This window comes from Hymenobacter frigidus (assembly GCF_014640435.1).
In the GTDB taxonomy this organism is placed as follows: Bacteria; Bacteroidota; Bacteroidia; order Cytophagales; family Hymenobacteraceae; genus Hymenobacter; species Hymenobacter frigidus.
Genome location: NZ_BMGY01000007.1, coordinates 86,907 through 111,527, shown reverse-complemented (window position 1 = coordinate 111,527; position 24,621 = coordinate 86,907). Strand labels below are relative to the sequence as shown.

The 24,621-nt window shown below is 61.1% G+C and carries 24 protein-coding genes; 12 read left to right on the top strand and 12 right to left on the bottom strand.

Going from position 1 to position 24,621, the window contains the following annotated elements; all coding sequences use genetic code 11:
* The first annotated feature begins 94 nt into the window (after positions 1 to 94).
* The 4 genes from atpA (at position 95) to IEW17_RS05690 (ending at position 5,365) form a co-directional block, all read left to right on the top strand.
* Positions 95 to 1,678 carry a F0F1 ATP synthase subunit alpha gene (atpA, locus tag IEW17_RS05705; protein WP_188561067.1) on the top strand — a complete coding sequence of 528 codons (1,584 nt, stop codon included), beginning with the start codon at positions 95 to 97 and terminating at the stop codon, positions 1,676 to 1,678.
* Positions 1,679 to 1,814: 136 nt separating this feature from the next.
* Entirely contained in the window at positions 1,815 to 2,699 is an 885-nt protein-coding gene (atpG, locus tag IEW17_RS05700) for an ATP synthase F1 subunit gamma (protein WP_188561066.1), read from the top strand.
* An 88-nt stretch (positions 2,700 to 2,787) separates the two neighbouring features.
* Positions 2,788 to 3,138: a T9SS type A sorting domain-containing protein gene (locus IEW17_RS05695; protein WP_188561065.1), complete on the top strand. Its 351-nt coding sequence runs from the start codon at positions 2,788 to 2,790 to the stop codon at positions 3,136 to 3,138.
* A 166-nt stretch (positions 3,139 to 3,304) separates the two neighbouring features.
* Positions 3,305 to 5,365, top strand: a complete 2,061-nt coding sequence (locus IEW17_RS05690) for an FG-GAP-like repeat-containing protein (RefSeq protein WP_188561064.1) — start codon at positions 3,305 to 3,307, stop codon at positions 5,363 to 5,365.
* Positions 5,366 to 5,385: 20 nt separating this feature from the next.
* Here IEW17_RS05690 and IEW17_RS05685 read toward each other — a convergent pair whose 3' ends face one another.
* Positions 5,386 to 6,081 carry an HAD family hydrolase gene (locus IEW17_RS05685; protein ID WP_188561063.1) on the bottom strand — a complete coding sequence of 232 codons (696 nt, stop codon included), beginning with the start codon at positions 6,079 to 6,081 and terminating at the stop codon, positions 5,386 to 5,388.
* A 94-nt stretch (positions 6,082 to 6,175) separates the two neighbouring features.
* Here IEW17_RS05685 and IEW17_RS05680 point away from each other — a divergent pair, with 94 nt between their 5' ends.
* From IEW17_RS05680 to IEW17_RS05670, 3 genes are all read left to right on the top strand, one after another.
* Positions 6,176 to 7,984 carry an alkaline phosphatase family protein gene (locus IEW17_RS05680; RefSeq protein WP_229748829.1) on the top strand — a complete coding sequence of 603 codons (1,809 nt, stop codon included), beginning with the start codon at positions 6,176 to 6,178 and terminating at the stop codon, positions 7,982 to 7,984.
* A gap of 144 nt (positions 7,985 to 8,128) precedes the next feature.
* Positions 8,129 to 8,683, top strand: a complete 555-nt coding sequence (locus IEW17_RS05675; protein ID WP_188561062.1) for an inorganic diphosphatase — start codon at positions 8,129 to 8,131, stop codon at positions 8,681 to 8,683.
* 131 nt (positions 8,684 to 8,814) lie between these two features.
* A complete protein-coding gene (locus IEW17_RS05670; protein ID WP_188561061.1) occupies positions 8,815 to 9,693 on the top strand; it encodes a UbiA prenyltransferase family protein in 879 nt (292 codons plus the stop codon).
* Here IEW17_RS05670 and IEW17_RS05665 read toward each other — a convergent pair.
* Positions 9,690 to 11,231, bottom strand: a complete 1,542-nt coding sequence (locus IEW17_RS05665; protein WP_188561060.1) for an NAD(P)H-hydrate dehydratase — start codon at positions 11,229 to 11,231, stop codon at positions 9,690 to 9,692. The two genes, IEW17_RS05670 and IEW17_RS05665, sit on opposite strands and share 4 nt — an antisense overlap.
* Between IEW17_RS05665 and IEW17_RS21440 the strand changes: the two genes are divergently transcribed.
* Positions 11,182 to 11,445: an alpha/beta hydrolase gene (locus IEW17_RS21440; protein WP_373286157.1), complete on the top strand. Its 264-nt coding sequence runs from the start codon at positions 11,182 to 11,184 to the stop codon at positions 11,443 to 11,445. The genes IEW17_RS05665 and IEW17_RS21440 overlap by 50 nt on opposite strands.
* Here IEW17_RS21440 and IEW17_RS05655 read toward each other — a convergent pair.
* Positions 11,363 to 11,881, bottom strand: a complete 519-nt coding sequence (locus tag IEW17_RS05655; protein WP_188561058.1) for a hypothetical protein — start codon at positions 11,879 to 11,881, stop codon at positions 11,363 to 11,365. The genes IEW17_RS21440 and IEW17_RS05655 overlap by 83 nt on opposite strands.
* A gap of 360 nt (positions 11,882 to 12,241) precedes the next feature.
* Between IEW17_RS05655 and IEW17_RS05650 the strand changes: the two genes are divergently transcribed.
* From IEW17_RS05650 to sdaAA, 3 genes are all read left to right on the top strand, one after another.
* On the top strand, positions 12,242 to 12,634 hold the full coding sequence (locus tag IEW17_RS05650) for a hypothetical protein (protein WP_188561057.1): 393 nt from the start codon (positions 12,242 to 12,244) through the stop codon (positions 12,632 to 12,634).
* A gap of 133 nt (positions 12,635 to 12,767) precedes the next feature.
* The gene (gene msrB / locus IEW17_RS05645; protein WP_188561056.1) at positions 12,768 to 13,232 is read left to right on the top strand and encodes a peptide-methionine (R)-S-oxide reductase MsrB; all 465 of its coding nucleotides are present in this window, start codon (positions 12,768 to 12,770) and stop codon (positions 13,230 to 13,232) included.
* Positions 13,233 to 13,599: 367 nt separating this feature from the next.
* The gene (sdaAA, locus tag IEW17_RS05640) at positions 13,600 to 14,502 is read left to right on the top strand and encodes an L-serine ammonia-lyase, iron-sulfur-dependent, subunit alpha (protein WP_188561055.1); all 903 of its coding nucleotides are present in this window, start codon (positions 13,600 to 13,602) and stop codon (positions 14,500 to 14,502) included.
* 138 nt (positions 14,503 to 14,640) lie between these two features.
* On the opposite strand, the gene IEW17_RS05635 is transcribed toward sdaAA, so the two are convergent.
* The 9 genes from IEW17_RS05635 to ispF all read right to left on the bottom strand — a co-directional run bounded on the left by IEW17_RS05635 (position 14,641) and on the right by ispF (position 23,677).
* Entirely contained in the window at positions 14,641 to 15,681 is a 1,041-nt protein-coding gene (locus IEW17_RS05635; protein WP_188561054.1) for a hypothetical protein, read from the bottom strand.
* 50 nt (positions 15,682 to 15,731) lie between these two features.
* Positions 15,732 to 16,760, bottom strand: a complete 1,029-nt coding sequence (locus IEW17_RS05630) for a HipA domain-containing protein (protein ID WP_188561053.1) — start codon at positions 16,758 to 16,760, stop codon at positions 15,732 to 15,734.
* Complete coding sequence (locus IEW17_RS05625) at positions 16,757 to 17,092, bottom strand: HipA N-terminal domain-containing protein (protein WP_188561052.1); 336 nt, start codon at positions 17,090 to 17,092, stop codon at positions 16,757 to 16,759. Before IEW17_RS05625 ends, IEW17_RS05630 begins: the two co-directional genes overlap by 4 nt.
* Positions 17,089 to 17,286 carry a helix-turn-helix domain-containing protein gene (locus tag IEW17_RS21435; protein WP_188561051.1) on the bottom strand — a complete coding sequence of 66 codons (198 nt, stop codon included), beginning with the start codon at positions 17,284 to 17,286 and terminating at the stop codon, positions 17,089 to 17,091. Before IEW17_RS21435 ends, IEW17_RS05625 begins: the two co-directional genes overlap by 4 nt.
* A 420-nt stretch (positions 17,287 to 17,706) precedes the next feature.
* Positions 17,707 to 19,083: a LutB/LldF family L-lactate oxidation iron-sulfur protein gene (locus IEW17_RS05615; protein WP_188561050.1), complete on the bottom strand. Its 1,377-nt coding sequence runs from the start codon at positions 19,081 to 19,083 to the stop codon at positions 17,707 to 17,709.
* Between the two features lie 42 nt (positions 19,084 to 19,125).
* Entirely contained in the window at positions 19,126 to 19,497 is a 372-nt protein-coding gene (locus IEW17_RS05610) for a GxxExxY protein (protein WP_188561049.1), read from the bottom strand.
* Positions 19,498 to 19,552: 55 nt separating this feature from the next.
* Positions 19,553 to 21,244 carry a M28 family peptidase gene (locus IEW17_RS20830; protein ID WP_229748828.1) on the bottom strand — a complete coding sequence of 564 codons (1,692 nt, stop codon included), beginning with the start codon at positions 21,242 to 21,244 and terminating at the stop codon, positions 19,553 to 19,555.
* 117 nt (positions 21,245 to 21,361) lie between these two features.
* Positions 21,362 to 23,023 carry a M28 family peptidase gene (locus IEW17_RS05600; RefSeq protein ID WP_188561048.1) on the bottom strand — a complete coding sequence of 554 codons (1,662 nt, stop codon included), beginning with the start codon at positions 23,021 to 23,023 and terminating at the stop codon, positions 21,362 to 21,364.
* A 174-nt stretch (positions 23,024 to 23,197) separates the two neighbouring features.
* Entirely contained in the window at positions 23,198 to 23,677 is a 480-nt protein-coding gene (gene ispF, locus IEW17_RS05595; protein ID WP_188561047.1) for a 2-C-methyl-D-erythritol 2,4-cyclodiphosphate synthase, read from the bottom strand.
* A 325-nt stretch (positions 23,678 to 24,002) separates the two neighbouring features.
* Here ispF and IEW17_RS05590 point away from each other — a divergent pair, with 325 nt between their 5' ends.
* The gene (locus IEW17_RS05590) at positions 24,003 to 24,617 is read left to right on the top strand and encodes a TetR/AcrR family transcriptional regulator (RefSeq protein ID WP_188561046.1); all 615 of its coding nucleotides are present in this window, start codon (positions 24,003 to 24,005) and stop codon (positions 24,615 to 24,617) included.
* Positions 24,618 to 24,621: the final 4 nt, after the last annotated feature.

The following is a 24,621-nucleotide window of genomic DNA, read 5'->3' as shown; positions in this document are numbered from 1 at the left end:
GATGTCGTGATGAGGAAATGAAGAAGGCCTGCTCCTTGGTAGCCTCTCCGCCCCTCATAGCCCATCACCCGCATCACCTCATCATCCCAAATCAATGGCAGAAGTACGTCCGGATGAAGTCTCCGCAATCCTGCGGCAGCAACTGTCCAATTTCAAGTCCGAAGCCGAGCTGGAAGAAGTCGGCACCGTGTTGCAGGTGGGCGACGGCGTGGCCCGCATCTACGGATTGGGCAAAGCCCAGGCGGGCGAGCTGATTGAGTTCGAGAACGGCCTGCAGGCCCTTGTGCTCAACCTGGAAGAAGACAACGTAGGTGCCGTAATGCTCGGCGACTACTCCGGTATTCAGGAAGGTGCCACGGTGAAGCGCACCAAGAAAATTGCCTCCATCAAGGTGGGCGAGGGCATTGTGGGCCGCGTGGTCAACACGCTGGGCAATCCCATCGACGGCCGTGGTCCCATCACCGGCGAGCTGTACGAAATGCCCCTGGAGCGCAAGGCTCCCGGCGTAATCTACCGTCAGCCCGTAACCGAGCCGATGCAAACCGGCATCAAGTCGATTGACGCCATGATTCCGATTGGCCGGGGTCAGCGCGAGCTGATTATCGGTGACCGCCAGACGGGCAAGTCGGCCGTGGCCATCGACACCATCCTGAACCAGCGCGAGTTCTTTGAGCGTGGCGAGCCCGTGTTCTGCATCTACGTCGCTATCGGCCAGAAGGCTTCGACGGTGGCTCAGGTGGTGCAGTCGCTGACCAAAGGCGGTGCCATGGACTATACGGTGGTGGTAGCGGCTTCGGCGGCTGACCCCGCTCCGCTGCAGTTCTACGCGCCCTTCACGGGTGCGGCCATTGGCGAGTTTTTCCGCGACACGGGTCGTCCTGCGCTCGTGGTGTATGACGACTTGAGCAAGCAGGCCGTGGCCTACCGCGAGGTGTCGCTGCTGCTCCGTCGTCCTCCCGGACGCGAGGCGTACCCCGGTGACGTGTTTTACCTGCACAGCCGTTTGCTGGAGCGGGCGGCTAAAATCAACGCTTCGGACGAGATTGCGCAGAACATGAACGACCTGCCCGACAGCATCAAGCACTTGGTGAAAGGCGGCGGTTCGCTCACGGCATTGCCCCTGATTGAGACGCAGGCCGGCGACGTATCGGCCTACATCCCGACCAACGTGATTTCCATCACCGACGGCCAGATTTTCCTCGAGACCAACCTGTTCAACTCGGGTGTGCGTCCGGCCATCAACGTGGGTATTTCGGTATCGCGCGTGGGTGGCAACGCCCAGATTAAGTCGATGAAGAAAGTGGCCGGTACGCTGAAGCTCGACCAGGCCCAGTTCCGCGAGCTGGAAGCCTTCGCCAAGTTCGGTTCCGACCTCGATGCCTCGACTAAGCTCACCATTGAGCGCGGCCGCCGCAACCTGGAGATTCTGAAGCAGCCCCAGTTTTCGCCCGTGAAGGTGGAAGACCAAGTGGCCATCATCTACGCTTCGACCAACGGCCTACTCGATACCGTGCCCGTGAACCGCGTGCGCGAATTCGAGAAGGAGTTTGGCCAGGTGATGAACTCGCGCTACCCCGACGTGCTGAAGGCCCTGAAGGCCGGCAAGCTGGATGATAGCGCCACCAAGGCCATCCGCGAGGTAGCCAAGGACGTGGCGGCAAACTACGCAGCGAAGTAGGAAAGCATTAAAAAAGGTCGTCATGCTGAACGCAGTGAAGCATCTCTACCGCCCAAGTAATCAATATACTGCGGCGGTAGAGATGCTTCGACTACGCTGCGCTTCGCTCAGCATGACGGTTAATTAACTCGAATAAATGGCCAACCTAAAAGAAGTCCGCAACCGCATCCAGTCGGTGAGCAGCACGCAGCAGATTACCAAAGCCATGAAAATGGTGGCGGCAGCCAAGCTGCGCCGCGCGCAGGACAACATTATCCGGATGCGGCCCTATGCGCAGCGGCTGAATACTATTCTGGCTAACCTGACGCGTAATGCTGATGCCGCTGCCGACAGCGAGTTCGGCGTGGTCCGCGAGGTGCGCAAGGTGCTGGTTATTGCCATTACCTCGGACCGGGGCCTGGCGGGCGCGTTCAACTCGAACGTGTTCAAGGGGGTAAATGCCCTCATCGCGGAGCGTTACGCCAGCTTGCCAGCGGCCAGCATTTCGGTGATGGCCATTGGCAAGAAGGCGCACGACTACTACACCCGTAAGGGCAACATCGTGGGCAACTACACCCACGTTTTCGCCAAGCTGTCGTTCGAGACGGTGCGGGCGGCGGCCGAAGTGGCCATGGACGGCTTCCGGGCCGGCACCTACGACGAGGTGGTGATGGTGTACAACGAGTTCCGTAACGTGGCCACCCAGGTTATCCGGACCGAGCAGCTGCTGCCGCTGGTGCCGGTAGGGGCTCCCGCCACGGCCGAAACCACGGCCAACGTGGATTACCTGTTCGAGCCCGTCAAGCAGGACATTGTGCAGACGCTGATTCCGCAGTCCATCAAAATCCAGCTCTACAAGGCGGTGCTGGAAAGCAACGCCTCGGAGCACGGTGCCCGCATGACGGCCATGGACAAAGCCACCGACAACGCCGGGGAGCTGCTCAAGGCCCTCAAGCTGACTTACAACCGGACGCGTCAGGCGGCCATCACGACCGAGATTCTCGAAATCGTGGGCGGTGCCGAGGCGCTGGCGGCGGGGTAATATTTCGCAGCCCACACAATTTTAAAGGCCCGCTTCTGTTAGAAGCGGGCCTTTTTTATGCTGCATCGCGGCCTTTTTCCGGTTTGTAATGAAAAGCTTGGTTGTAATTTCTCGGATGGGGCAGTTGCTGGGCCTGGTGGCCGCCGCCGTTCTGACCGGCCCCGCTGCCTACGCGCAGGTCCCGCTGGCCGAGGTGAGCGTGTACCCCAACCCGGCCCATATCCGGGCCACGGTGGCGGTGCCGGCGGTGGCTGGAGTGACACGGGCCACCGTCACGCTCGTAGACGCCCAGGGCGCGGTCGTGTTTGAGCAGCCCGTGAGCCTGCCCGAAACCGGGGGCACAGCCGAAGTACCCCTGCTGGGCCGCGCGCCGGGGCTGTACCGCGTGGTGGTGCAGGTGGGGGACCAGCGCGTGGCGCGGACGTTACGGGTGGAGTAGGAATGATATTCCATTGTTATACTTGTTGCTGATTTTTGCAAACCACTTCGCAATTAGTATAACAGCGTATTTGTCCCGAGAACGTGCTGAATCAGTGTATCTTGCAGGGTTTATTGCCTCGATGTAAATTTTTTGCACCTGGCTCAAGACTTTTCCACTGATTCGCATGAAAAAAATACTTTTACCTACCGCTGTTTTTCTCACCGTTTGCAGAGCTGTTAGCGGCCAGGCGCTCACTGTTACCAACCTGGTGCCCGGCCGTGGTGCGGTGGGGGTTCTTCGGAGCGCACCCGTAAGCATCACGTTTTCGCAAGCTATCGACCCTGCCACCGCAAACGCGGTGCAAGTGAATTCAGTGCGGGGCGGTGGCAAGAAAGTGGGCACGTACAGTACCAATGGCAATACCGTTACGTTCGCACCGACCACGGCTTTTCTGCCCGGCGAAACCGTGCAGGTGACCGTACCGGCTACGGTGAGGAGTACCACGGGCGGAAGCACGGCTCCCCAATGCTACGAGTTTACCACGGCGGTAGGTAGCTTTGGTGGGGGAGCATTTGCGGCACCAATTACTGCGTCCACCTTAGTTTCCGTTGACTACGGCCCTAGAAGTGTGGTGTTGGGCGATATCGATGGCGACGGCGACCTGGATATGCTGGTGGGGACGGGAACAGGTGCGGTAAGTGTAAGACTGAACGACGGCCTGAACAGCGGGAGCTTTGTGGCCCCGGCGACCAACGCCAGTTTTGCGGTTGGCACGGCATCTGGCCCGGTTCAGCTGGCATTGGGCGATGTAGACGGTGATGGCGACCTGGATGTGCTGGCTACTGCGGGCAACGTCCCTCTGGCCTTGCGCTTGAATAGTGGGCTGCACAGTGGGGTTTTCGTGGCTCCAGCAAACGGAAGCAGCATTGCGGTGGGTAGTTTTGCTAAAGACCCCGTGCTCGGCGATGTTGATGGCGACGGCGACCTGGATGTGCTTACGGCCAATGTGGGTGGCAACTCGGTGAGCATTCGTCGGAACAATGGCCTGAATAGCGGGCTGTTTGTGACCCCAGCCAGCGGTGCCGAAGTTACCGTTGGGGCTGCTCCCAGTCAGGTGCTGCTTGGCGATGTCGATAATGACGGCGACTTGGATATCTTGGCGCGGTGTGGGAACAACATTATGAGCCTCCGGCTCAATAGTGGATTGAACAGCGGCACGTTTGCCGCGCCCACTACGAATGCAGACTTTAGCACGGGTGACTTTACGGCCAGCGCCACCCTGGGCGATGTAAATAGCGACGGCTACCCGGACCTCGTGGTAAGCAAAGCAGGGATAGCCAATAGCATTGAAACATGGCTCAACAGCGGCAACAGCCATACGTTCACGCTATTTCAAAGCATAGCTGTTTCCCGGCAGCCCATGCAAGTTGTTCTGGGCGACCTGGACGGCGACGGCGACCCGGACCTGCTCATTGGCAACGACAATAACACCAACACGGTGACGCTGCGTCTAAACGGTGGCCTTGGCAGCGGCCTGTTCGTTGAGCCCGTCTTCACGCCGACACCAGCAGTAGGCGCCAGTTTTCCGGGGTCGGTGGCTCTGGGCGACGTAGACGGTGATGGCAACCTGGACGTGCTGACCGCCAATAACAACAATAGTGGCAGCGGCACCGGCGGGGGGCGTGGCACCGTCAGCGTGCTGCTGAACCAAATTTCGAACCTGCGCACAGCGCTGGCTCCTACCACCGGCACGGTTGGGGCAGTCGTCATGCTGCGTGGAACCAACCTGACTGGTACCAGTGCCGTCAGCTTCAATGGCACGCCGGTTCCAGCGGCGGATTTTAGCGTCGTTTCGCCAGTTATGCTACGCGTACTTGTGCCCAGCGGTGCCACCACCGGGCCCGTAACCGTTACCACCCCCCAAGGCGTGCTCATCAGCAACACCCGATTCGTCTTAAGTGGGGCGCTGGCCGCCATGCACTTGCGCCCTAATGCCAGCTTGTTGGTGTATCCCAATCCTACCCACGGCCCGCTAACGGTGGTGGTGCCGCCAATAGCGGGGGCAACCACGGTGCAACTGGCGCTACTCAATGTGCTCGGTCAAACAGTTCGGCAGCAACAGGCTGCGCTGCCAGTCGGGGCGGCGCATATTCACATCGACACCTCGCTTGTGCCTGCTGGCACCTACCTGTTGCGAATGCAAGCGGGTTCTCACACGGAGATTCGCCGCGTTGTGGTGAATTAACTTCCACTGCCGAAGGCGTATCAGTCGTGGCGCCGCCGGCCCGGCCGGGGTGCTTCGGGCTGCTCCTCCAGCAGAGCCAGCAGCCGGGCGGGGGTGAGGTCGGTGAAGTTTTGGATGACCGTTAGCGGGGCCTGAAAGTCGGCGGCCTGCAGGCTGGTGGCCACGCCCACGCAGCGCATGCCGGCGCGGTAGGCGGCCTGCTCGCCCAGCACGGCATCTTCGAACACGATGCAGTGTGCGGGCGGCACGCCCAGCCTAGCGGCTACGGCGGCGAAGGTGTCGGGGTGAGGTTTGCCCTTGGCCACGTCGTCTTTGCCCACGATGACGTCGAAAAACGGCCGCAGCTGGAGGTAGTCCACGATGTAGCTAATGGTTTCGGCACCCGAGCCGGTGCCCAGGCCGATGGAGTGGCCGGCGGTGCGGGCCGCCCGCAGAAAAGCCGAGAGGCCGGGCAGCTCGCGCCGCTTGCTCCAGTAAAGTGTGCGGTAGAGAAACTCGCGCTGGGTGGCGTATTCTTCCAGCTGCTTTCTGGGCACGGGGTGGCGGAACACGGTCTTGAGGATGTCCGGGGCGGGCATGCCGTTCAGGCGCTTGAGCAGTTGGTGGGCGTTGGTGCGCAGGCCCAGGTCGCGGAACAGGAGCTGGAAGGCGCGGGCCTGGTAGGGCGTGTTGTCGACGAGCACGCCGTCCATGTCGAAGATGAGGGCAGGTTTCACGTAATGAGAGCGTAATGTGAGGGCCGACGGAAAGTGTGTGGCTGGTGCACGGCGCGGGGTATATTTGTGGTCGCGTATTCTTACCCATTTGCCGTTGAAAAAGATACTTGCCTTTGCGCTGGCGGCGCTGGTAGCCGGTTCGGCCACCGCTCAAACGTCCAGGCGCACCCTTCCATCAAAAGCCAGCAGCGCAGCCAAACCGGCTCCATCGGGGGCCTTGGCCCGGCCCAAGCTGGTGGTGGGCATCGTGGTCGACCAGATGCGCTACGACTATCTATACCGCTACTGGAGCAAGTTTGGAACGGGCGGTTTCCGGCGTTTGCTGGGCGAGGGCTTCAGTTTTGAGAGCTGCCACTACAACTACGTGCCCACCTATACCGGGCCGGGCCACGCCAGCATCTACACCGGGGCCACGCCGTCGGTGAACGGCATTGTGGGCAACAACTGGTTTGAGCGCGAAACCGGCCGCGCCACTTACGTCACCGAAGACAAGACCGTGCAGGGCGTGGGCAGCAGCGGCGCGGCCGGCCAGCAAAGCCCCCGCCACATGCTCACCACCACCATCACCGATGAGCTGCGGCTGGCTACCAACTTCCAGAGCAAGGTCATTGGCGTGTGCATCAAGGACCGGGGTAGTATCCTGCCGGCCGGCCACGCCGCCACCGCCGCCTATTGGTACGACGGCGGCAACGGCTCCTTCATCAGCAGTACGTTTTACCAGAAAACCCTGCCCGACTGGGTAGTGAAGTTCAACCAGCGCGGGCTGGCCACCAAGTACCTCTCGCGTACCTGGAACACCCTGCGGCCCATTGCCGAATACACCGAAAGCTCGCCCGATAACGTGGCCTGGGAAGCGGCGTTCAAGGGGGAAGCCGCGCCCGTGTTTCCGCACAACCTGCCCGCCATTAGTGGCGTGCCGGCCGCCATCGTCGACAAAGACAACCTGCCCGGCCCCGCCAGCCAGACGGCCGCCGATGGCAAAGCCGCTTCGGCCACGCCCAAGGCCGGGGCCACGCCCGCCAACGCCGCCACCCCCAACCTGGGCCTGCTGCCCAGCACGCCGTTCGGCAACACCATCACCACCGACCTGGCCCTGGAGGCCATCCGGGCCGAGCAGCTGGGCCAGCGCGGCATCACCGATTTTCTGGCCCTGAGCTACAGCAGCACCGACTACGTGGGCCACCAGTTCGGCCCCAACTCCATTGAAGTAGAAGACACGTACCTGCGCCTCGACCAGGAGCTGACGCGCCTGTTCGAAACCCTGGACAAGACCGTGGGCAAGGGTCAGACGCTGGTGTTTCTCACCGCCGACCACGGCGCGGCGCACTCGCCCGATTTCCTGCGCGCCCACCGCCTGCCGGCCGGGGCCGTGGGGGCCAGCATCATGCGCGATACCCTGCAAAACCGCCTCGTGCGCCGCCACGGAGCCGGCAACTGGGTGCTCAGCTACGAAAACCAGCAGGTGTACCTCAACCGCACACTGGCCAGCGAAAAGAAAATCAAGCTCGCCGACCTGGCCGAAGAAGTGGTGCAGGTGATGGTGCAGCTGCCCGGCGTGAGCCGCGCCCTCACCGCCGAAGACATCCAAAAATCGCACTGGGAGAGCGGTACGCTCATGTTCCTCGAAAACGGCTACTACCCCAAGCGCTGCGGCGACGTGCTGGTGGTGCTGGAGCCCGGCTGGTACGAGGCCTACAGCTTCCCGGCCAAGGGCACCACCCACGGCGAATCGTGGGCCTACGACACGCACGTGCCGCTACTTTTCTGGGGCTGGCACGTAAAGCACGGCGAATCGGCCGCGCCGGTGCAAGTCGTCGACATCGCGGCTACCCTCGCGCGCTTTCTGCACCTGCAAGAACCCAGCGGCTGCACCGGTGTTCCACTGGTGGAGGTGTTAAAGTAAAACTCAATCCAACATTCGCGCAAGGTTTCGCGAGGTTAAAAAGGTTTCGCAAAGTTGACGTTCAGCCAAACCTTGCGAGACTTCTTTCAACCTTGCGAAACCTTGCGCGAGAGCCACATCACCCTATTACCCCATCACCCAAAAATGGCCAACCACTTTAACCCCTGGCACGACGTATCGCGCGGCGAGAATAACCCGCAAGTCGTCCAGTCCATCATCGAAATTCCCAAAGGCAGCAAAGGCAAATACGAGCTTGATAAGGAGAGCGGGCTGTTGAAACTCGACCGCGTGCTGTTCTCGGCCGTGCACTACCCAGCCGCCTACGGCTTCATTCCCCAAACGTATTGCGACGACAAAGACCCGCTCGATATTCTGGTGCTCTGCTCGGTTGATATCGTGCCCATGTGCCTCGTCGAGGCCAAAGTCATCGGCGTGATGCAGATGGTGGACCAGGACGAGGAAGACGATAAAATCATCGCCGTAGCCGCCCACGACATTTCCGTGAACCACTACAACGACATCGCCGACCTGCCCCCGCACACCCTGCTGGAGATGCAGCGCTTCTTTGAGGACTACAAAGCCCTTGAGCACAACAAGCACGTCAACGTGGAGCGCTTCATGGGGCGCGAAGACGCCTACCGCATCATCAACGACAGCATCAAGCTCTACGAAGATACCTTCGGCAACCGCAAGGCGTAGCGGCGGGCCGTATCGGCCATTCAGTTTTTGTAAGAAAGGCGAAGTCAGGTCCTCGGGACCAGGCTTCGTCTTTCCTGCGTTTGGAGAGAGATTGTCGCGGGCAGCGTACGTACCCCGCTTTACCTTCGCTTGTGGTTTCACCGTCGCCTTCCGCTGTACCGGCCATCGGGCCAGGCCTGTTCCGCCGCGCGCTCGATGCCGTGCTGTACAGCAGCAGCTGGCTGGCCGCTGCCGCCGCCGCCCAAACGGCCGCCACGTTCCGGAACTGGTCGGCAACCGGCGACGTGAACTTACGGGTGGTGGCGCTGGTGCTTGCCGCCACGCTGCTCGTGTACAACCTCGATGCCGTGCTGCCCTTCAAGCACCGGCAGCCGGCGGGCACCTCGGGGCGCAAGGCCTGGCAGCAGCAGCACCGCCGGGCGCTGGCGGTGCTGGCCGGGACGTCGGCGGTGCTGGCGGGGTACTTGTTTCTGGCCGATGGCTGGTGGCGCTACCTGCCCGGGCTGCTGCCGCTGGCGGCCCTGGCGCTGCTTTACTCCTGGCCGCTGGCGCGCTGGCGCGGGCAGCGCCGCGCCCTGCGCGAAGTGCCGCTGCTGAAAATATTCCTTATCGCCGGGGTGTGGTCGGCTGTTACGGTGGGAGTGCCCACGCTGGCTTTGCAACGCCCGCTGGCCCAGGCCGTGGGCTTGCTGGCGCAACGGTTCTGCCTGGTGCTGGCCCTGGCCATTGTGTTCGATATCCGCGATTTGAGCCGCGACCGGGCGGCGGGTACCCGTACCTTTCCCGTGGTACTGGGCCCGGCCAGGGCCAAAGCGGTGGCCCTGGCATTTCTGGCCGGGGCCATGGCCCTGGGGTTCGAGCGGGGAGTGCCGCCGCTGGAGCTGCTGATTACCGGCCTGTCGGCGGCCTCGGTTATCATCTGGGCCGATGAGCGCCGGAGCGACTACTTCTTCGCCCTACTCGCTGATGGTGTGCTGCTGGTGCCGGCCGTGCTGTATTTCCTGAATTAAAATGCCGGCCGGGCCGTGAGCGTGGCCAGGGCCGGCCCGATGTGGCGCACTAAGTCGCCGGCGACTAAGCCTGCCTGTCCGGTTTCGGCGGCGGCCAAATCGCCGGCTAGCCCGTGGGCATACACGCCCAGACGCACCGCCTCAAAAGCCGGCAGCTGGGCGTGAGCGCGCAAAGCCAGCAGCACGCCCGTGAGCACGTCGCCGCTGCCGCCGGTGGCCATGCCGGGGTTGCCGGTGCTGTTGAAGTGCAGGTCGCCGGTGGGCGTGGCCAGGCAGGTGTAGGCTCCCTTGAGTACCACGAGGCAGCGGTGCGTCCGGGCGAAATCGCGCAGTAATTCCAAGCGGTGGTAGTCGTCGCGGGCCGGCTCGGTGAGGCGTTCAAACTCTTTGGGGTGGGGGGTAAGTACCGTATTTTCGGGCAGCAGCGGCAGTAGTTCGCGGTGCTGGCCCAGCAGGTTCAGCGCGTCGGCGTCAATGATGAGCGGCAGGCCCTTTGGGCGGGTTTTAGACGCGACGGCTTCTTTGAGCAACTGTTGAAATACGGCCAGGCTGGCGGCATTCTGACTCAGACCCGGCCCAATGCCCACGGCCTGATACGGTTTCAGGTCGGGCAGCTCGCTGATGAAGTCGGTCTGCGGGTCGGGCAGGCACATGGCTTCGGGCTGGCTGATTTGAAAAATGCCATAGCCCAGGCTCGGAATCTGTGCGGTGAGCAGCCCCACGCCGCTGCGCAGGCAGGCCCCGGCCGCCAGCAGTGCCGCCCCCATCTTTCCCCGGCTGCCCGCCAGCAGCAGGGCGTGCCCAAAGGTGCCCTTGTGGCTGAATTTGGGCCGCGCCGGCAAGGTTTGGGCCACGGCCGCCGCATCGGTGTAGTGCCAGTAAGTAGCTGCACCCTCGATAAACCGGGTGCTCAGCCCAATGTCCTCAAGGTGCCATTCGCCCACAAAATCAGCGTTCTGCGGCAGCAGAAAGGCGAGCTTGGGCAGGCCGAAACTCACGGTATGCTGCGCTCGCACCACGGCGCTGCCCAGTGGCTGGGGCGCATCGGCAAAAAGCCCGCTGGGAATGTCCACGGCGATTACCCGAGCCTTGGCCTGCGCCAGGTGCGCGACCAAGGTGACGGCCAGACCGGTTAGTGGCCGGGTCAGGCCGGTGCCAAACAGGGCATCAATTACTGCCGTGCCGGGCAGAATATCCGGTAGCTGCCCTTCGGTGATTTCGACCACGGGCACGGCGGTGGGCAGGTGGCGGCGGTTGTGCTGCCAGTCGGCCGAATACTTCCCGGCCGGGAGCAGACCCACGCGCACGGCGTAGTTGCCCTGGTGCAGCAGGTGGGCAATGGCCAGGCCGTCGCCGCCGTTGTTGCCGGGGCCGCACAGCACCAGAATTTCCCCGGCTTCTTCCTGGGTCAGTCGGCCGAAAAACCATCGAGTGAAAGCGGTAGCCGCCCGCTCCATCAGCGCGGCGGACGGCAGGTGCTGCTCGTCGATGGTGGCTTGGTCGAGCTCGCGGGTTTGGGCGGCGGAAAGGATTATCATAGCAAAATGGAAAGGTTTCGGAGAGCTACTTTTGGCGATGCAACAACCAGCCCGCGTCTTCATCGTGCCCGGCCTCGGCAACTCCGGCCCCGACCATTGGCAAACGTATTTCGAGCGCCAGCGGCCGGATTTTACGCGCATCGCTGCACGCGGCGGGCCAGGCTGGCGGCGTAGAAGCGTTGCGTGCCTGTGCCCAGCTCAAAAGTGGGCGTGATGTGGAGGGTGTCGCGGGCGGAAACCGGCAGTGAAAAGGCGCGCGACACGTTCCAGGTGAGCACCACATCGCGGGTGCCGCCGAAAAATCCGTCGGCGGTGAGGCTGGCGTAGACGAAATCGAAATTGTGGGCCAGGCTGGCTTCTACGTTGTCGGTGATGGTGGCGCGGAGCAGCCTGCTGTCGGCCGGTACGAAAAGGTGGGTGTATTGCAGGCTCCACTCGGTGGGGATGCGGCCGGCGTGGGCGTAGCCCAGGGTGCCCTCATAGTCGTCGAAAAGGGGCTGTTCGGGGCCGTAGGAGCTGTTGAGATAGGCCCCCGCAAACAGGTCGCTATGGGTTTGGCAGGTGAGCTGGGTGCCGAGGTAGCCGTGGTCGTCGGCCGCGTCGGGGGCGCGCATGAGGTAGGCATTGCGGTTGGCCGTGGTCAGGTCCACGATGAAGCGCGGGGCCGGGCCGGGCTGCTGCCTGTCCCGCAGCCACCGGGTCGGCGGGCGCGGGGCGGCTTTGCGCGGTGGCCGTCCGCCACCCCGGCAGCGCTAGAAACAGCAGAAACATAAGCAGTAGGCGCATAGCAAACAGCAAAAGGGAAAAGCGGAAACGAGGGCGCGAAGGGCGCGCCGCCAGTTGCTGGAAACCGTCGGCCAGCGGCACATAACCAACGACTTTGGGTCAAGACTAACCGGCATTAAGTGAATGTCTTATGAGGTGAAAAACCCTGGTTTTTTTACTCATCCGTCCTACATCTTGGCGCGGGACTTTTGCTTCATTCAACCCGTAATATTTCTACCCAGGCCATGTCCGCCGCCGACACCTCTCCCCAAGTTTTTCAGAGTTTTTCGTCCCGGCGCTGGCAGCGTTTTGTGTGGGGGGTGCGGGTGGCCGTTGCGCTGATGCTGTATTCGCTCTGCACCGGGCAGGCGGGACCGGTGCTGGGCTACTACCTGGCCTTTTTGCTGGTTGATGCAGCGGCGGCCGCGCTGGCCTTCGGCTTCGAGGGCGAGCACCGGAGCCGGTTGTGGGGCCTGCTGCCCCAGCGCTTCGTGTACCGCCAGCTGATGTACGTGGTGCTGTTGCGCCCGGTGCTTCGCGCCGTGAAGGGCGAGCTGCAAAGCTGGGGCGTGCTCCGGCGCACCGGCAATGTGGCCGCGCCGGTATCGGCGGAGCTGACGGCAAGGCACAGCGTGTAAGGAAACGGCCGGAGCGGCGTCTATCCGGCGCGGCCGGAAACCTCTCGGCTCCGGCCGCGTTTCTAGTAGCCGGCCCGTTGCCGAACCCTCACGGCCCAGCGGTGCCAGCTAAAGCTTACTTCACAATTCTGATATGCAAACCTGGAACGACGTTATCCGCCTCGCCAACAACCCCACCCCATCGCCCCGCCGGGTGGAGAAAACGCCCGAAGAGTGGCGTGCCCTGCTCACGGCCGAGCAGTTCCACGTCACGCGTGAGCACGGCACCGAGCGCGCCTTCACCGGCGAATACTGCGAGGCCCACGAAGCCGGCCTCTACGCCTGCGTGTGCTGCAACACCCCGCTCTACGACTCGCGCACGAAGTTCGAATCGGGCACCGGCTGGCCCAGCTTCACCCAGCCCGTGGAGGAAAGCGCCATTCGCTACAAGAAAGACACCAGCTACGGCATGACCCGCATCGAAGTGCTTTGCAACGTGTGCGATGCCCACCAGGGTCATGCTTTCCCCGACGGTCCCGCGCCCACCGGCCTGCGCCTGTGCATCAACTCGGCCAGCGTTAAGCTGGTGACGGCCCCGCAAAGCCAGCCGGCTGCGTAGCGTGTTGGTGAAGAGTTAAAAGTTGGGAGTTAAAAGTTAAAAGACTTGTTCCTGAATAAGAAAGGGTCAAAGATTTTAGCCGATTATGATGCCTGAATGGTCTTTTTGGTTTGGCCAAGCTTGTATCCTTGGATTCTTTGAGCAGCCCCCGTTTCTGGCGCCAAATACGACTTGGAAAACCACCGATTTCTTATTGAGGAACAAGTCTAAAGGTTAAAAGACCGTGTTGCTGGTCTGGACCTTTAATCCCCAACTTTTAACTTTCAGTCGGCCCTGCGCCAATCCCGTAGCTTTGAGCCCCGGTTGAAGACACCTTCGGCCGGGGCTTTGCGTTTACCTTCCTACTCACTCCAATCCCACCCGCGTCATGTCTTTGCTCTTCAATGATTTTGCTTCCTGGGGCGCGCACTGCGCCAGCACCGGCGAGCCGCTTTACCAGCCCGTGCTCGATTATGAAATCGAGCAAAAAGGCCGCAGCGAAGACGAAATATGGACGGGCCTGCAACGGGCCTACGACGTGATGCGCGACGCCGTGAAGGAAGGACTGACCGGCGACATGACCTCGCGCTCGGGCATGATAAACAACGGGGCCAAGAAAATTGCCGCCTCGCCCGTCACCGTGCTTTCCCCCGAATTCAAGCAGCTCATCACCCGCGCGCTGGGGGCCAAGGAGGTGAATTCGTGCATGGGCCGGGTGGTGGCCGCGCCCACGGCCGGGGCCTCGGGCATTCTGCCCGGCGTGCTGGTCACCATTCAGGATTTGCACAAGCTCAGCGACCGCCAGATTTTGGAGGGCCTGCTCGTGGCGGCCGGCATTGCCCTGATTATTGAGCAAAATGCCTCCTTGGCCGGGGCCGTGGGCGGCTGCCAGGCCGAAACCGGCTCGGCCGCGGCCATGGGCAGCGGGGCCATCGTGTACTGCCTGGGCGGGCCGGTCGAGCAGGTGTTCGCGGCCGTGGCCGTCACCATTCAGTGCATGCTCGGGCTGGTCTGCGACCCGGTGGCTGGCCTGGTGGAAGTGCCCTGCGTGGTGCGCAACGCCTCGGCGGCGGCCATTGCCTTCAGCTCGGCCCAGATTGCCATTGCCGGCATCGACCCGGTTATTCCCGTTGACCAGTGCGTGGCCGCCCTCGGCGAAGTGGGTCAGGCCATGGAAACCCGCTACAAGGAAACTGCCCTCGGCGGCCTGGCCGCGACCAAGCGGGGCAAGGAAATCGAGAAAATGGTGCTGGTGCAGGACGTCAATATTCTGCCTGACGAAGGCGAATAAGGCTGCGTGATTACCTAGCCTTTGCTCAGTAAAATGACACAAAGCAAGCCCGGCTGGTAAAGTGTAATGACCGCACGGAAGGGGAGCATCCGCACCGATAGCCGAAAATCTTGGGTTTTAAAAAAAGATGCTTATCCGCTAACCGGCGATTTTCAGGCCTGGGGCCATGGTCAGCTTGGCCAGAAAATCGAGGGCGCTGGCGTAGCGGCTGCGCAGCTCCTGGTACTGCTGCCAGGCCCCGGCGCGGTCTTCGTAAAGGGTTAGGCCCTGGGCCTGCAGTTCGGCGCAGGCCAGGTCGAAATCGGCCCGGTCGGGGTCGGGAGCGTCTTCGTTGGGAAGCAGGCTGGCGGGCTGAATACCGGTTCGGTCATCGAAAAAACGGTACACCCGGTTCAGGGCCAGGCAGCCGGCCTTGAAGGTGAGTTGGGTTTGACGGGGCTGGGGGCCGTCTACGACGCTGAACAGCAGCGCGGCCGTGTCCAGAATCAACCCGCAGCTCGTGACCCAGGAGCGCCCCGGCTGCGGCGACCGGAAAAATGACAGAATCGGCAGCGAGGTGTGGCTTTCCTCAATCTCGACAAACCATTGCTCCCAGGCGGCCCATTGCTTGTCGTCGTTCTGCACCGAGCCGTCGTGGTTGAGCCAGCCCAGCAGGCGGGCGGCCGTGGGGGGCGTGCCGGCCCGCAGTTCCAGGAGGGCCACCGTCACCTCGCGCCGCGAAAACGCCTGGTAGATGGTGGGCAGGTACGAGAGCAGTAGCGTGAGCAGCAGCAGTCCCAGCGTGGCTTCGGAGTAGGTCAGGGCCTCAATATAGACTTTGTGCGTGGTGGTGGTGCCCAGCGTAAGCAGCGAGCTGCCGCTCAGCTCGTAGCAACGTGCCCAACTGCCTTCGCCCAAAGCCCAGTACATGCCCACGTAGCCCAGGCTCACCAGCGCTTCCCACACCACGGGCAGCGCCACCAGCGCCACCGGAGCGTAGTGGGCCATAATCCGGTCGCGCCGCTCATAGGAGTTAGCCATTTTAGCCGCCACATCGAAAACGGACCGAATGCTCATGAACACCCACACATTCATGCGTACCACCTCGTTGCGGGGCAGCACGAACGAGCGAATAGCCGCCGACAACGTGGTGATGACCAACACCATCCCGCCCAAGCCGGTGACAATACGCAGGGACAAAAGCAGGTAAGGATGCATAAGCCAATCAAACGCAAAAAGCCGGGTCGTGGCTACACGGCCCCGGCCAGCGAGTAGCGCAGGCGCTGCCGGCGGGCGGCCAGGCTGGCGGCGTACTGCTGGCGCAGTTCGGCGGGGAGGAAGGATTTTTCCAGCAGCAGCGCAGTGGCCGCTTCGTGGCCTACAACGTCGGCCAGCAGCCGGCGCACCCTGCTGGGAGGCAGGCCCAGGCGCGTGCCGAATTCCAGAAAGTCGTCGTAGGCGAGGTAGCCGTTGGCGATGAAGCTGAGCGTTTCGTAGCCATCGGCCAACAGGTCGAGGGCCAGGCCGTTGCCGTCCTGCACGTGCAGGCTGGTGTTGAGCAGGTCGTAGGCGGGTGTGAGGTGGTACTCGCCGGTGGCGGTCCGGCGGTGCAGCGAGAAGTTTTTCAGGTGCGCGTCGCCGTTCGAGACGAGATAGTTGAAGAGGGTGAGGCGGAAAAAGAACGTGGCCTCCGGCAAGTAGTTCGCGGGCAGGTACTGTTTCAACAGTCCTCCAATTTCCTCGTAGCTAAAATCGTATTTGTAGTTCTGCCCGTGCTCTTGCGCGGTACGCTGGGCTAACTGCGCGAAATCTTCTTGAGCCAGATGTCGCCCATCAGCACCCACATCGAAGCGGCGGGTGAGGTAAGCGGGGCTGCCGTCGGCCATGTGCATGTAAGCGCACGCGGCCGTAGGCAGCTTAAACACCTGCCGCGCCAGCTGCATCGTGAAATGCTCGTTAGCGGGCACTCCTTGCACCTGCGCAAAATTAGCCGGCGGCACGGGCTTCAACAGAAAAGTGCCGCCCCTGACCACTAGCTCCAGGCGGGTAGGCTCTTCCGTGCTAAGGGCCAGCGAAAATTTTTCCTGCACTCCCGAAATCGAGATTTTTTGGGTGAGGCGAATGAAGTTTTCCACTTCGGGTATCGTGGCTTGGGCCGGGGCGGCAAAGGCCAGCTGGCTTTTCACCAGCACGCCATCGAACAGCTCCGCGAAGCATTTCGGGCAGAAGTCGTGCTTCGCTCTTTTCAGCTCTCGCAAGCAGCCAGCACAATGGCTCATGAGTGTTGCGCTGGCAGCGCCCGCACCGTGATGGCCCCAATGGTTTCGGTGTGCGCCGTGAGTAGCAGGCGGGTGAAATCGTCATTCTCGTCAATCCGCAGGCTGCGGCACTGAATGTCTTTCGCCGTGCCCTCGGCCAACAGCCCCGAGAAGAAAGCAAACAGCACGGGAGCCAGAAAAGGGGAGGGGCGCTTGGGCAGCGTGAGGCTAACGGGTGGGTTGTCCGAGGCCAGATAATCGGTGGCGTAGCGAAACTCAAAGCCGGTTTCCGAGCGGCGCAGCAATCCGGCCACCTGTCCGTTATACAAAACTTCAGCCGCTGCGCTTTTCATGCTAATGATTTCAGATTCAGTACCAACCCCAGAACCTGTGCTATCTGGCCCAAAGGCTTAATACCAATGTTGCCTTGGCCACTTTCCAGATTCCTGACGGTTCGTACAGACACCCGGCTCAACTCAGCTAATTCCTCTTGTGTGAGCCCGGCTCGCTCACGGCTCTCACGGACAGTTGAGCTAATTGCTTGCATGAGTTTTAAATAGAGCCTGTTTAGAAAGTCAGCGGTTGGTGTCGAGACGCGACCCTTCGCGTCTCGACGTTAAGTGCCAAGCCCTAATTAAACGAACAATGAAGCCGGTATAATCACTTGGCTATGAGAACAAAAGCTGACAGCTATTAGCTAAAAGCTAGTGGCTTGGCACTTAAACGATGCGAACGCCAAGACACGAAGGGTCGCGTCTCTACATCGGTTGGATAGCTGTTCGCTTATTTTCTAAATAGTTCGTAAATCGTTCAGCTAAACACAAAACAATGTTTCGCAAAATGTGAAAAATTATTTCACTATAATAGGCATTATTTTGCCTATTATGCACAAAACTAATCTAAAAAATGGTGCTTTTAAAATAAACCGGCAAAATAATGCCCGTCGGGTTTCTGACACCTGCGGCGGTTAGCTACCCGTCCGCGTCGCCCACAGCTCCCGAAACGACTGCCCCGCGATGTGCAGGCTCTCGCGCCGCTTACTCCAGCCCACCTGGCCCAGCAGGCGGCTCAGGCTCCAGTCTTTAATGGCGGCTGGTAGCACATCGAGGGCCCAGCGGTGCTGCATACTCCATTTCCAGAGGCCGATGGCGGCGCGCTCTTCCAGCGGCGCATAGCCTTCGCGCACGCTTTGCTGGCGGTTGAGCAGCAATAAGTTGTGCAGCGGCACGCGTACCGGGCACACGCTGGTGCAGGCCCCGCACAGGCTGCTGGCGTAGCTTAGGTGCTTGTGCTCGGGCAGGCCGCTCAGGTGCGGGCTGATGACCGAGCCGATGGGGCCGGAATACGTCGTTTCGTACGTATGCCCGCCGATGTTCTTGTACACCGGGCACACATTGAGGCAGGCCCCGCAGCGGATGCAGCGCAGGGCGGCGCGCTTATCGGGCTGGGCCAGCAGGTTGGTGCGGCCGTTGTCGAGCAGAATGACAACCATTTCCTCCGGGCCGTCTACTTCGCCGGGTTGGTGCGGGCCGAAGTATACGGTATTATAAACCGTGACTTGCTGCCCGGTGCCGCTGGTGCTGAGCAGCGGCCAGAACAGGTCCAAATCGGTCAGTTTCGGAATGACTTTCTCGATGCCGACCACCGCGATGTGCAGCTTAGGAAAAGTAGCGGAAAGCCGGGCGTTGCCTTCATTCTCCGTCACGGCCACCGCGCCGGCGTCGGCAATCAGGAAGTTGCCGCCGGTCACGCCTACTTCGGCGGCCGTGTACTTGTTGCGTAGCAGGTGCCGGGCCGTAAGCACCAGTTCCTGGGCATCATCGGTCGATTTCGTACCCAGGTGCTTGATGAAAATCTGGTTGATGTCGGCCTTGCTCAGGTGCATGGCGGGCGTCACAATGTGGTAGGGCCGCTCGCCGTTCAGCTGCACGATGTACTCGCCCAGGTCGGTTTCAACGGACTCAATGCCCTGCGTGGCTAGGTATTGGTTGAGGTGAATTTCCTCAGTGGTCATGCTCTTGGCCTTCACCACCGTTTTGGTGTTGCGGGCCTTGGTCAGCTTGCCGATTTCGGCCAGTGCCTCGGCCGCGTCGCGCGCCCAAATCACCCGGCCGCCCCGCGCCGTGAAGGCCGCCTCGAACTGCAGCAGGTACTCGTCCAGCTTTTCCAGCACGGTGGCCTTGAGGTAGGCCCCGCGGTCACGGGCCAGCTCGTGCTGGTCGTACAGCTTCAGGCCGGTGCTCACGGCCGCGTCGTACTTGCCGATGTTGAACCGGATTTTGCGGCGGTGCTCGCGGTCGAAGGCTTTCGTTTCCGCGTCGAGGAGGAATTGGTCGGCTTTCATTTTCGCACAGAGTTAAAGAGAGGGAAAAAGAGTCTCACCGAGTTAGTTGGAAAGCCGGATGAGCTGGTCTTTGAGGGAAATGGTGTTGAAGTTAATCAACAGGCCGGTTTTCAGGCCGGAAAGCCGCAGGTAATTCAACAGCTGCTTAGAGTGAACGGGGGCCAGTGCTTCTACCGATTTTAATTCCAGAATGACTGTGCTTTCTACAATCATGTCGGCGCGGAACGCCAGGTCCAGCCGAATGCCATCATACACCACCGGCATTTCAACCTGGGTAGCTACCAGCAAGCCTGCCTTTCGCAACTCATGCGCCAACGCTATTTCATACACCGATTCCAGCAAACCCGGTCCCAATACGGTGTGCACCCGAAATGCTACCCCCAAAATCCGACCAGTCAACTCGTCCTTTTCCATCGCACTGCTCAATGAAACTCCTTTTACCTCCTTGTAAACTCTGTGCGAAAATACATTAGGGCTTATCGGAGTCAACCACAATACGCTGCTCGCGGTTGGCCAACTCCCAGGCCGTGTGGAACACCAGCTGCGCGCGCTCCGTCAATTTGTCGAATTCTATTTTTTCCACGTCGTCGGTGGCCTTGTGGTAGTCGGCGTGCTCGCCGGCAGTGTAGAAGATAACCGGGATTTTGCGCCGGGCAAAGTTGTAGTGGTCCGAGCGGTAGTAGATGTGCTCCGGTTCGCCGGGCACGTTAAAGCGGTAGTCCAGCTCCAGGTGCGTGTAGTCGCGGTTGGCCGCTTCGTTGATGCGGTGCAGGTCCGACGAGAGCTTATCTGAGCCCACCACGCACACGTAATGCTTGCGGGCTCCGTGCTTGCGGTCGGTGCGGCCCACCATGTCAATGTTGAGGTCGGCAATGGTGTTGGCCAGCGGCAGCACCGGGTGGGCCGTGTAGTATTCGGAGCCAAACAGGCCTTCCTCCTCCGCCGTCATGGCGATGAACAGGATGCTGCGGCGCGGCCCGTGGCCCTCCTTCTTGGCCTGGGCAAACGCTTGGGCAATTTCCAGCAGCGCCACCGTCCCCGAGCCGTCGTCGTCGGCCCCGTTATAAATCGTGTCGTGCTTCACGCCCAGGTGGTCGTAGTGGGCCGACACCACCAGCACTTCATCTTTCTTGTCGCTACCCTCCAAAAAGCCCAGCACGTTCTCCGTGATAAGCTGTTCCTGCGGCTGGGGCAGGAAAATGGTGCTAGCCGCCGCCCGAAAGCCCGCCGGTACCGGCCGGCCAGCCTGGCCCACCGCCCGAGCGTAGCCAATCAGGCCGTTCATGGTGGTGCCGGCCAGCTGCAGCCCCAACTCCTGCGAGGTGAAGTAGATGCCGATGCCGGGCGGCACGGTTTCGCTCACGGTATCAATCACCGCCGGGCCGGGGTCGGGCAGGGAAAAAGCGGGCTCACGCAGGGACGCGGCCAGTTCTTTGGCTTGTTTTTGGAAAGCCGCCGCGGGGGCAAACGTCATCAGGAAAATGCTGCGGGCACCCCTGGCCTTGGCCAGCGCCGCCTTGCGCAGGCCCGATTCCCAGTAGTCGGCCGCCCGGCCGTTGGGCTTCAGGAGCTTGCGGCCGCGCTCGTCCTGGGGTTCGCCCATGATGGCCACCACGTCCTTGCCCTGCACATCGAGCCCGGCGTAGTCGGAATACGCGCCCTGCTCCACCCCGAAGCCCACGAACACCGGCTGCAACGCCGTTTCGGTGCGGAAGGGCGAGGGCATGGGGCCATAGCTGAAAAAGTCGCTCAAGTATTCGTAGCGCTGGCCGTTGGCCTTCAGGTAGCCGCCGTCGGCGTGGGTGCCCCGCGTGAGCCGAAAGTGCTGCAAGTACGGGTTGTCGCTGCCCGGCACGGGGCCTTGCAGTCCCAGCTCGCTCAGTTGCTTCACCAAGTATTCGGCCGCCAGCTTCTGGCCCGGCTGCCCGGCCTCGCGCCCCTGAAAGGCATCCGAGGCCACAATGGTCAGGTGCTGGCGCAGCTCGGCGGGAGTGATGGAGGCCGCGTAAGTGCGCGAAAAGTCCGGGGCAACTGGGGTGGCGGGAATTGCTGTCGAGCCGCCTTTGGTCTTGATTTTTAACTTACTGGGGGCTTGCTGTGCCGCGGTGGGTAGCCCGCTGGCCAGGGCCAACAGCCCGCATAACAACACGAGGGTCTTCATCGATAAAGGAGAAGGACGAGGAGATACTAAGAACATTAAAACAAGCACGTCATGCTCAGCTGCGCGGACGCTAGATGAGCATGACGTGCTGTTACGCTCATTTAATTCGGTTAGTAATTACGGTTTGTTCGAGTCGACCACGATGCGGCCGTCGCGGTTGGCCAGCTCCCAGGTCAGGTAGAATACCAGGCGGGCCCGCTTCTCCATCTTTGGAAACTCAATTTTCTCAATCTCGTCGCTTTCCTTGTGGTAGTCGGCGTGCACGCCGTTGAAGAAAAAGGCCACCGGGACCTTGTTCACCGCGAAGTTGTAGTGGTCGGAACGGTAATAAAAGCGGTTCGGGTCGGCGGGGTCGTCGAAGCGGTGGTCCAGGTCGAGTTTCGTGTACTTCTTGTTCTGCGCCTCGGTAATCACCTTGAGTTCCGACGCCAGCTTATCGGACCCGATAACGTACACGTAGTCGGGCTTGCCCTCGTGCTCCACGTCGGTGCGCCCAATCATGTCCACGTTCAGGTCAACCATCGTTTGGGCCAGCGGAAACACCGGGTGCTTGGCGTAATACTCCGAGCCGAACAGGCCCTTTTCCTCGCCCGTCACGCTCAGGAAGAGCAGGCTGCGGCGCGGGCCGTGGCCTTCCTTCTTGGCCTTGGCAAATACCTCCGCCATCGTGATAATGGCCGACGTGCCCGAGCCATCGTCATCGGCCCCATTGAACACCTCGCCGTCGTGCATGCCCAGGTGGTCGTGGTGCGCCGAAATCACGATGATGTCGTCCTTCAAATCCGTGCCCTCGATGAAGCCCAGGGCGTTTTCGGTTTCAACCGGCACGCGCTTGCGGACGGCTTTTATCTGCATCGGCACCACCGTGAACGTGGACGGCACTGGCTGCTTGGTAGTGCTGGTTTTGGTCAGATAAGCCTGGACGGCGGCATCGGTGGTGCCCAGCGCAGCCAGGCCCACGGCCGGCGACACGAAGAACGACGGCGTGCGGCTGGGCTTATCGGCAATCATCATCGTAGCCGGGCGCGTGATAAACGGCGTGAGGCGCGCCGCCTGCTTGGCAAAGTTGCTGGTGGGGTTGAAGCTCACAAAAAATACCGAGCGGGCCCCTTTCTGGGTGGCCAGCTGGGCTTTGGCGCGGTAGTCGTTGCCCCATTTGGTGGGGGCGCCGTCGGCGCTCAGCACCGCTTTGCCTTCCGAAGTAATAGGTTCGCCGAGGGCAATGAGCAGGTCTTTGTCCTTCACGTCCAGGCCGGTGTAATCAGAATAGCCGGGCTGCTCGATGCCGTAGCCCACAAACAGGGGCTTGACGGTGGTTTCCTCCGCAAACGGCGAGTCGCTCAGGCCGTAGAAATCCGTGAGCCAAGCGTAGCTGGTGCTGCCCACTTTCAGGGTCGCGCCGTCGGCCCAGGTCACCTGCTCCACGTTGAAGCGCTGCTGGTACGGGTCGGCCGCGTTGGGCACCGGGCCGGTGAGGCCGGCGCTTTTAAACTGAGCCGCCACGTAGGTAGCGGCCATGTGCTGGCCTTTGGTGCCGGTTTCGCGGCCTTCGTACTCATCCGAGGCCAGCACCGCCAAGTGGGTGCGCAGCCGCTCGGCGTTCACCTGGTCGGCGTATTTCACGCTCCAATCGGTGCCGGTAGCGGCAGCCTTGGTCTTGGTTTTGGCGGCTTTAACTGTCGTGCTGCCTTTGATTTTAACTTTTGTCTTGCTCTGAGCGTGGGCTGGGGCCGCGCTGGCCAGGGCCAGCAAGGCAATAAGAAGGGTTTTGTTGGTCATCGGTAAGTGAAGGGTGGGAGTGACGGGTGAGAATCGGAAGCACGCAAGTGAATAGAACGTCATGCTGAGCTTGTCGAAGCATCTCTACTGCTCAACTAATCATGATTGCCACAACGAAGCGGTAAAGATGCTTCGGCAAGCTCAGCATGACGTTCCAGCTTGTGTTATTGTCAATTAAGCTCGCTGAATGAGCACGCTGGCGTAGGCCGCCACGCCCTCCGCGCGGCCCACAAAACCCAGTTTTTCGGTGGTGGTTGCTTTGATGGAAATATCGTCTTCGGCAATGCCCATCACGGCGGCCAGCACACGCTGCATTTCGGCAATGTGGGGGTTCACCTTGGGTTGCTCCAGGCAAATGGTGGAGTCGACATTACCCACCTCGTAGCCCTTGGCCCGCAGCAGGCGCATCACCTCCGAAAGCAGGCGCTTCGAGTCGATGCCTTTGTACTGCGGGTCGGTATCGGGGAAGTGGAACCCGATGTCGCGCAGGTTGGCCGCGCCCAGCAGCGCATCGCAGATAACGTGGATAAGCACGTCGGCATCGGAATGGCCGAGTGCCCCGTGGGTGTGGGGCACCAGAATGCCGCCGAGCCAGAAGGGCAGTCCTTCGCGGAGTTGGTGAACGTCGTAGCCGAAGCCAATGCGGATTTTCATAAAGTCAGAATAAAAGCAGGCCGACGGGGCCACTGCAAAAGTACCCGGCCGCAAGTTCTTTGGCGGCAAGCGGGCCCGGCGGCTGCTTACAATGAAATAATTCGATTATTGAATACGTTTAGGCTAAAATTATTGGCTTTATATTACTACTAAAATTAGTTGACTATGCGGCTGGCAACTCCTCTTTTTTCAGAAAATAATAAAGTAATCGGGGCCGGAGTGCGTCAAGTAGAGGCGAAAAGTGCCTGGGCTGGTCATTAGCGCCAAAAATAATGGAAACTCTAAGCACAATAAAAGTTTCCATTGTATCTTTACGGCGTTAATTATGGAAATCAAAGACCGAATCCTCCAGCACGCGCAAACGCTTTTCATGCGCAACGGCATCAAAAGCGTGAGCATGGACGACATCGCCGCCGATATGGCCATGTCGAAAAAGACCCTTTATAAGTGGTTCGAGAACAAGGACCAGATTGTGCAGGCCGGCATGAGCAAGCACCTCGACGGTACGCAGTGCGAATGCACCAGCATGATTGAGACGGCCACTTCGGCCATCGACGAGCTGTTTCGGATGATGGAGTGGACCAAGCAGCAGTTCTCAAACGTGCACCCGAGCATTTTTTACGACCTGCAGAAATTCCACCCCGGCACCTGGCAGCTCTGGCTGGCGCACAAAAACGAGTTTATCCTGGCCCAAATCATCCAAAACCTGCGCCGCGGTATTGCCGAAGGCCTGTTCCGGGCCGACCTGGATGTGGACGTGATGGCCCGCCTGCGCCTGTCGCAGATAGAGCTATTGTTTGATTCCGACGTGTTTCCGCCCCGCCAGTTTGGCAACGAGCGGGTGTCGCAGGCCCTGCTCGAACACTTTATGCTGGGCGTGGCCACTCTCAAAGGCCACCGGCTCATCAACCAATACCGGCACGTTACCGAAGAAGAATAACCCG

What these genes read in the sequence shown, in the direction of transcription:
- IEW17_RS05615 (WP_188561050.1), bottom strand. Translation starts at nt 19,083, where the DNA reads ATGAAAGCCGACCAATTCCTCCTCGACGCGGAAACGAAAGCCTTCGAC.
- msrB (WP_188561056.1), top strand. Translation starts at nt 12,768, where the DNA reads ATGCAAACCTGGAACGACGTTATCCGCCTCGCCAACAACCCCACCCCA.
- IEW17_RS05690 (WP_188561064.1), top strand. Translation starts at nt 3,305, where the DNA reads ATGAAAAAAATACTTTTACCTACCGCTGTTTTTCTCACCGTTTGCAGA.
- IEW17_RS05650 (WP_188561057.1), top strand. Translation starts at nt 12,242, where the DNA reads ATGTCCGCCGCCGACACCTCTCCCCAAGTTTTTCAGAGTTTTTCGTCC.
- IEW17_RS05630 (WP_188561053.1), bottom strand. Translation starts at nt 16,760, where the DNA reads ATGAGCCATTGTGCTGGCTGCTTGCGAGAGCTGAAAAGAGCGAAGCAC.
- atpA (WP_188561067.1), top strand. Translation starts at nt 95, where the DNA reads ATGGCAGAAGTACGTCCGGATGAAGTCTCCGCAATCCTGCGGCAGCAA.
- IEW17_RS05665 (WP_188561060.1), bottom strand. Translation starts at nt 11,231, where the DNA reads ATGATAATCCTTTCCGCCGCCCAAACCCGCGAGCTCGACCAAGCCACC.
- IEW17_RS05695 (WP_188561065.1), top strand. Translation starts at nt 2,788, where the DNA reads ATGAAAAGCTTGGTTGTAATTTCTCGGATGGGGCAGTTGCTGGGCCTG.
- IEW17_RS21440 (WP_373286157.1), top strand. Translation starts at nt 11,182, where the DNA reads ATGGTGGCTTGGTCGAGCTCGCGGGTTTGGGCGGCGGAAAGGATTATC.
- IEW17_RS20830 (WP_229748828.1), bottom strand. Translation starts at nt 21,244, where the DNA reads ATGAAGACCCTCGTGTTGTTATGCGGGCTGTTGGCCCTGGCCAGCGGG.
- ispF (WP_188561047.1), bottom strand. Translation starts at nt 23,677, where the DNA reads ATGAAAATCCGCATTGGCTTCGGCTACGACGTTCACCAACTCCGCGAA.
- IEW17_RS05610 (WP_188561049.1), bottom strand. Translation starts at nt 19,497, where the DNA reads ATGGAAAAGGACGAGTTGACTGGTCGGATTTTGGGGGTAGCATTTCGG.
- atpG (WP_188561066.1), top strand. Translation starts at nt 1,815, where the DNA reads ATGGCCAACCTAAAAGAAGTCCGCAACCGCATCCAGTCGGTGAGCAGC.
- IEW17_RS05675 (WP_188561062.1), top strand. Translation starts at nt 8,129, where the DNA reads ATGGCCAACCACTTTAACCCCTGGCACGACGTATCGCGCGGCGAGAAT.
- IEW17_RS05590 (WP_188561046.1), top strand. Translation starts at nt 24,003, where the DNA reads ATGGAAATCAAAGACCGAATCCTCCAGCACGCGCAAACGCTTTTCATG.
- sdaAA (WP_188561055.1), top strand. Translation starts at nt 13,600, where the DNA reads ATGTCTTTGCTCTTCAATGATTTTGCTTCCTGGGGCGCGCACTGCGCC.
- IEW17_RS05625 (WP_188561052.1), bottom strand. Translation starts at nt 17,092, where the DNA reads ATGAAAAGCGCAGCGGCTGAAGTTTTGTATAACGGACAGGTGGCCGGA.
- IEW17_RS05600 (WP_188561048.1), bottom strand. Translation starts at nt 23,023, where the DNA reads ATGACCAACAAAACCCTTCTTATTGCCTTGCTGGCCCTGGCCAGCGCG.
- IEW17_RS21435 (WP_188561051.1), bottom strand. Translation starts at nt 17,286, where the DNA reads ATGCAAGCAATTAGCTCAACTGTCCGTGAGAGCCGTGAGCGAGCCGGG.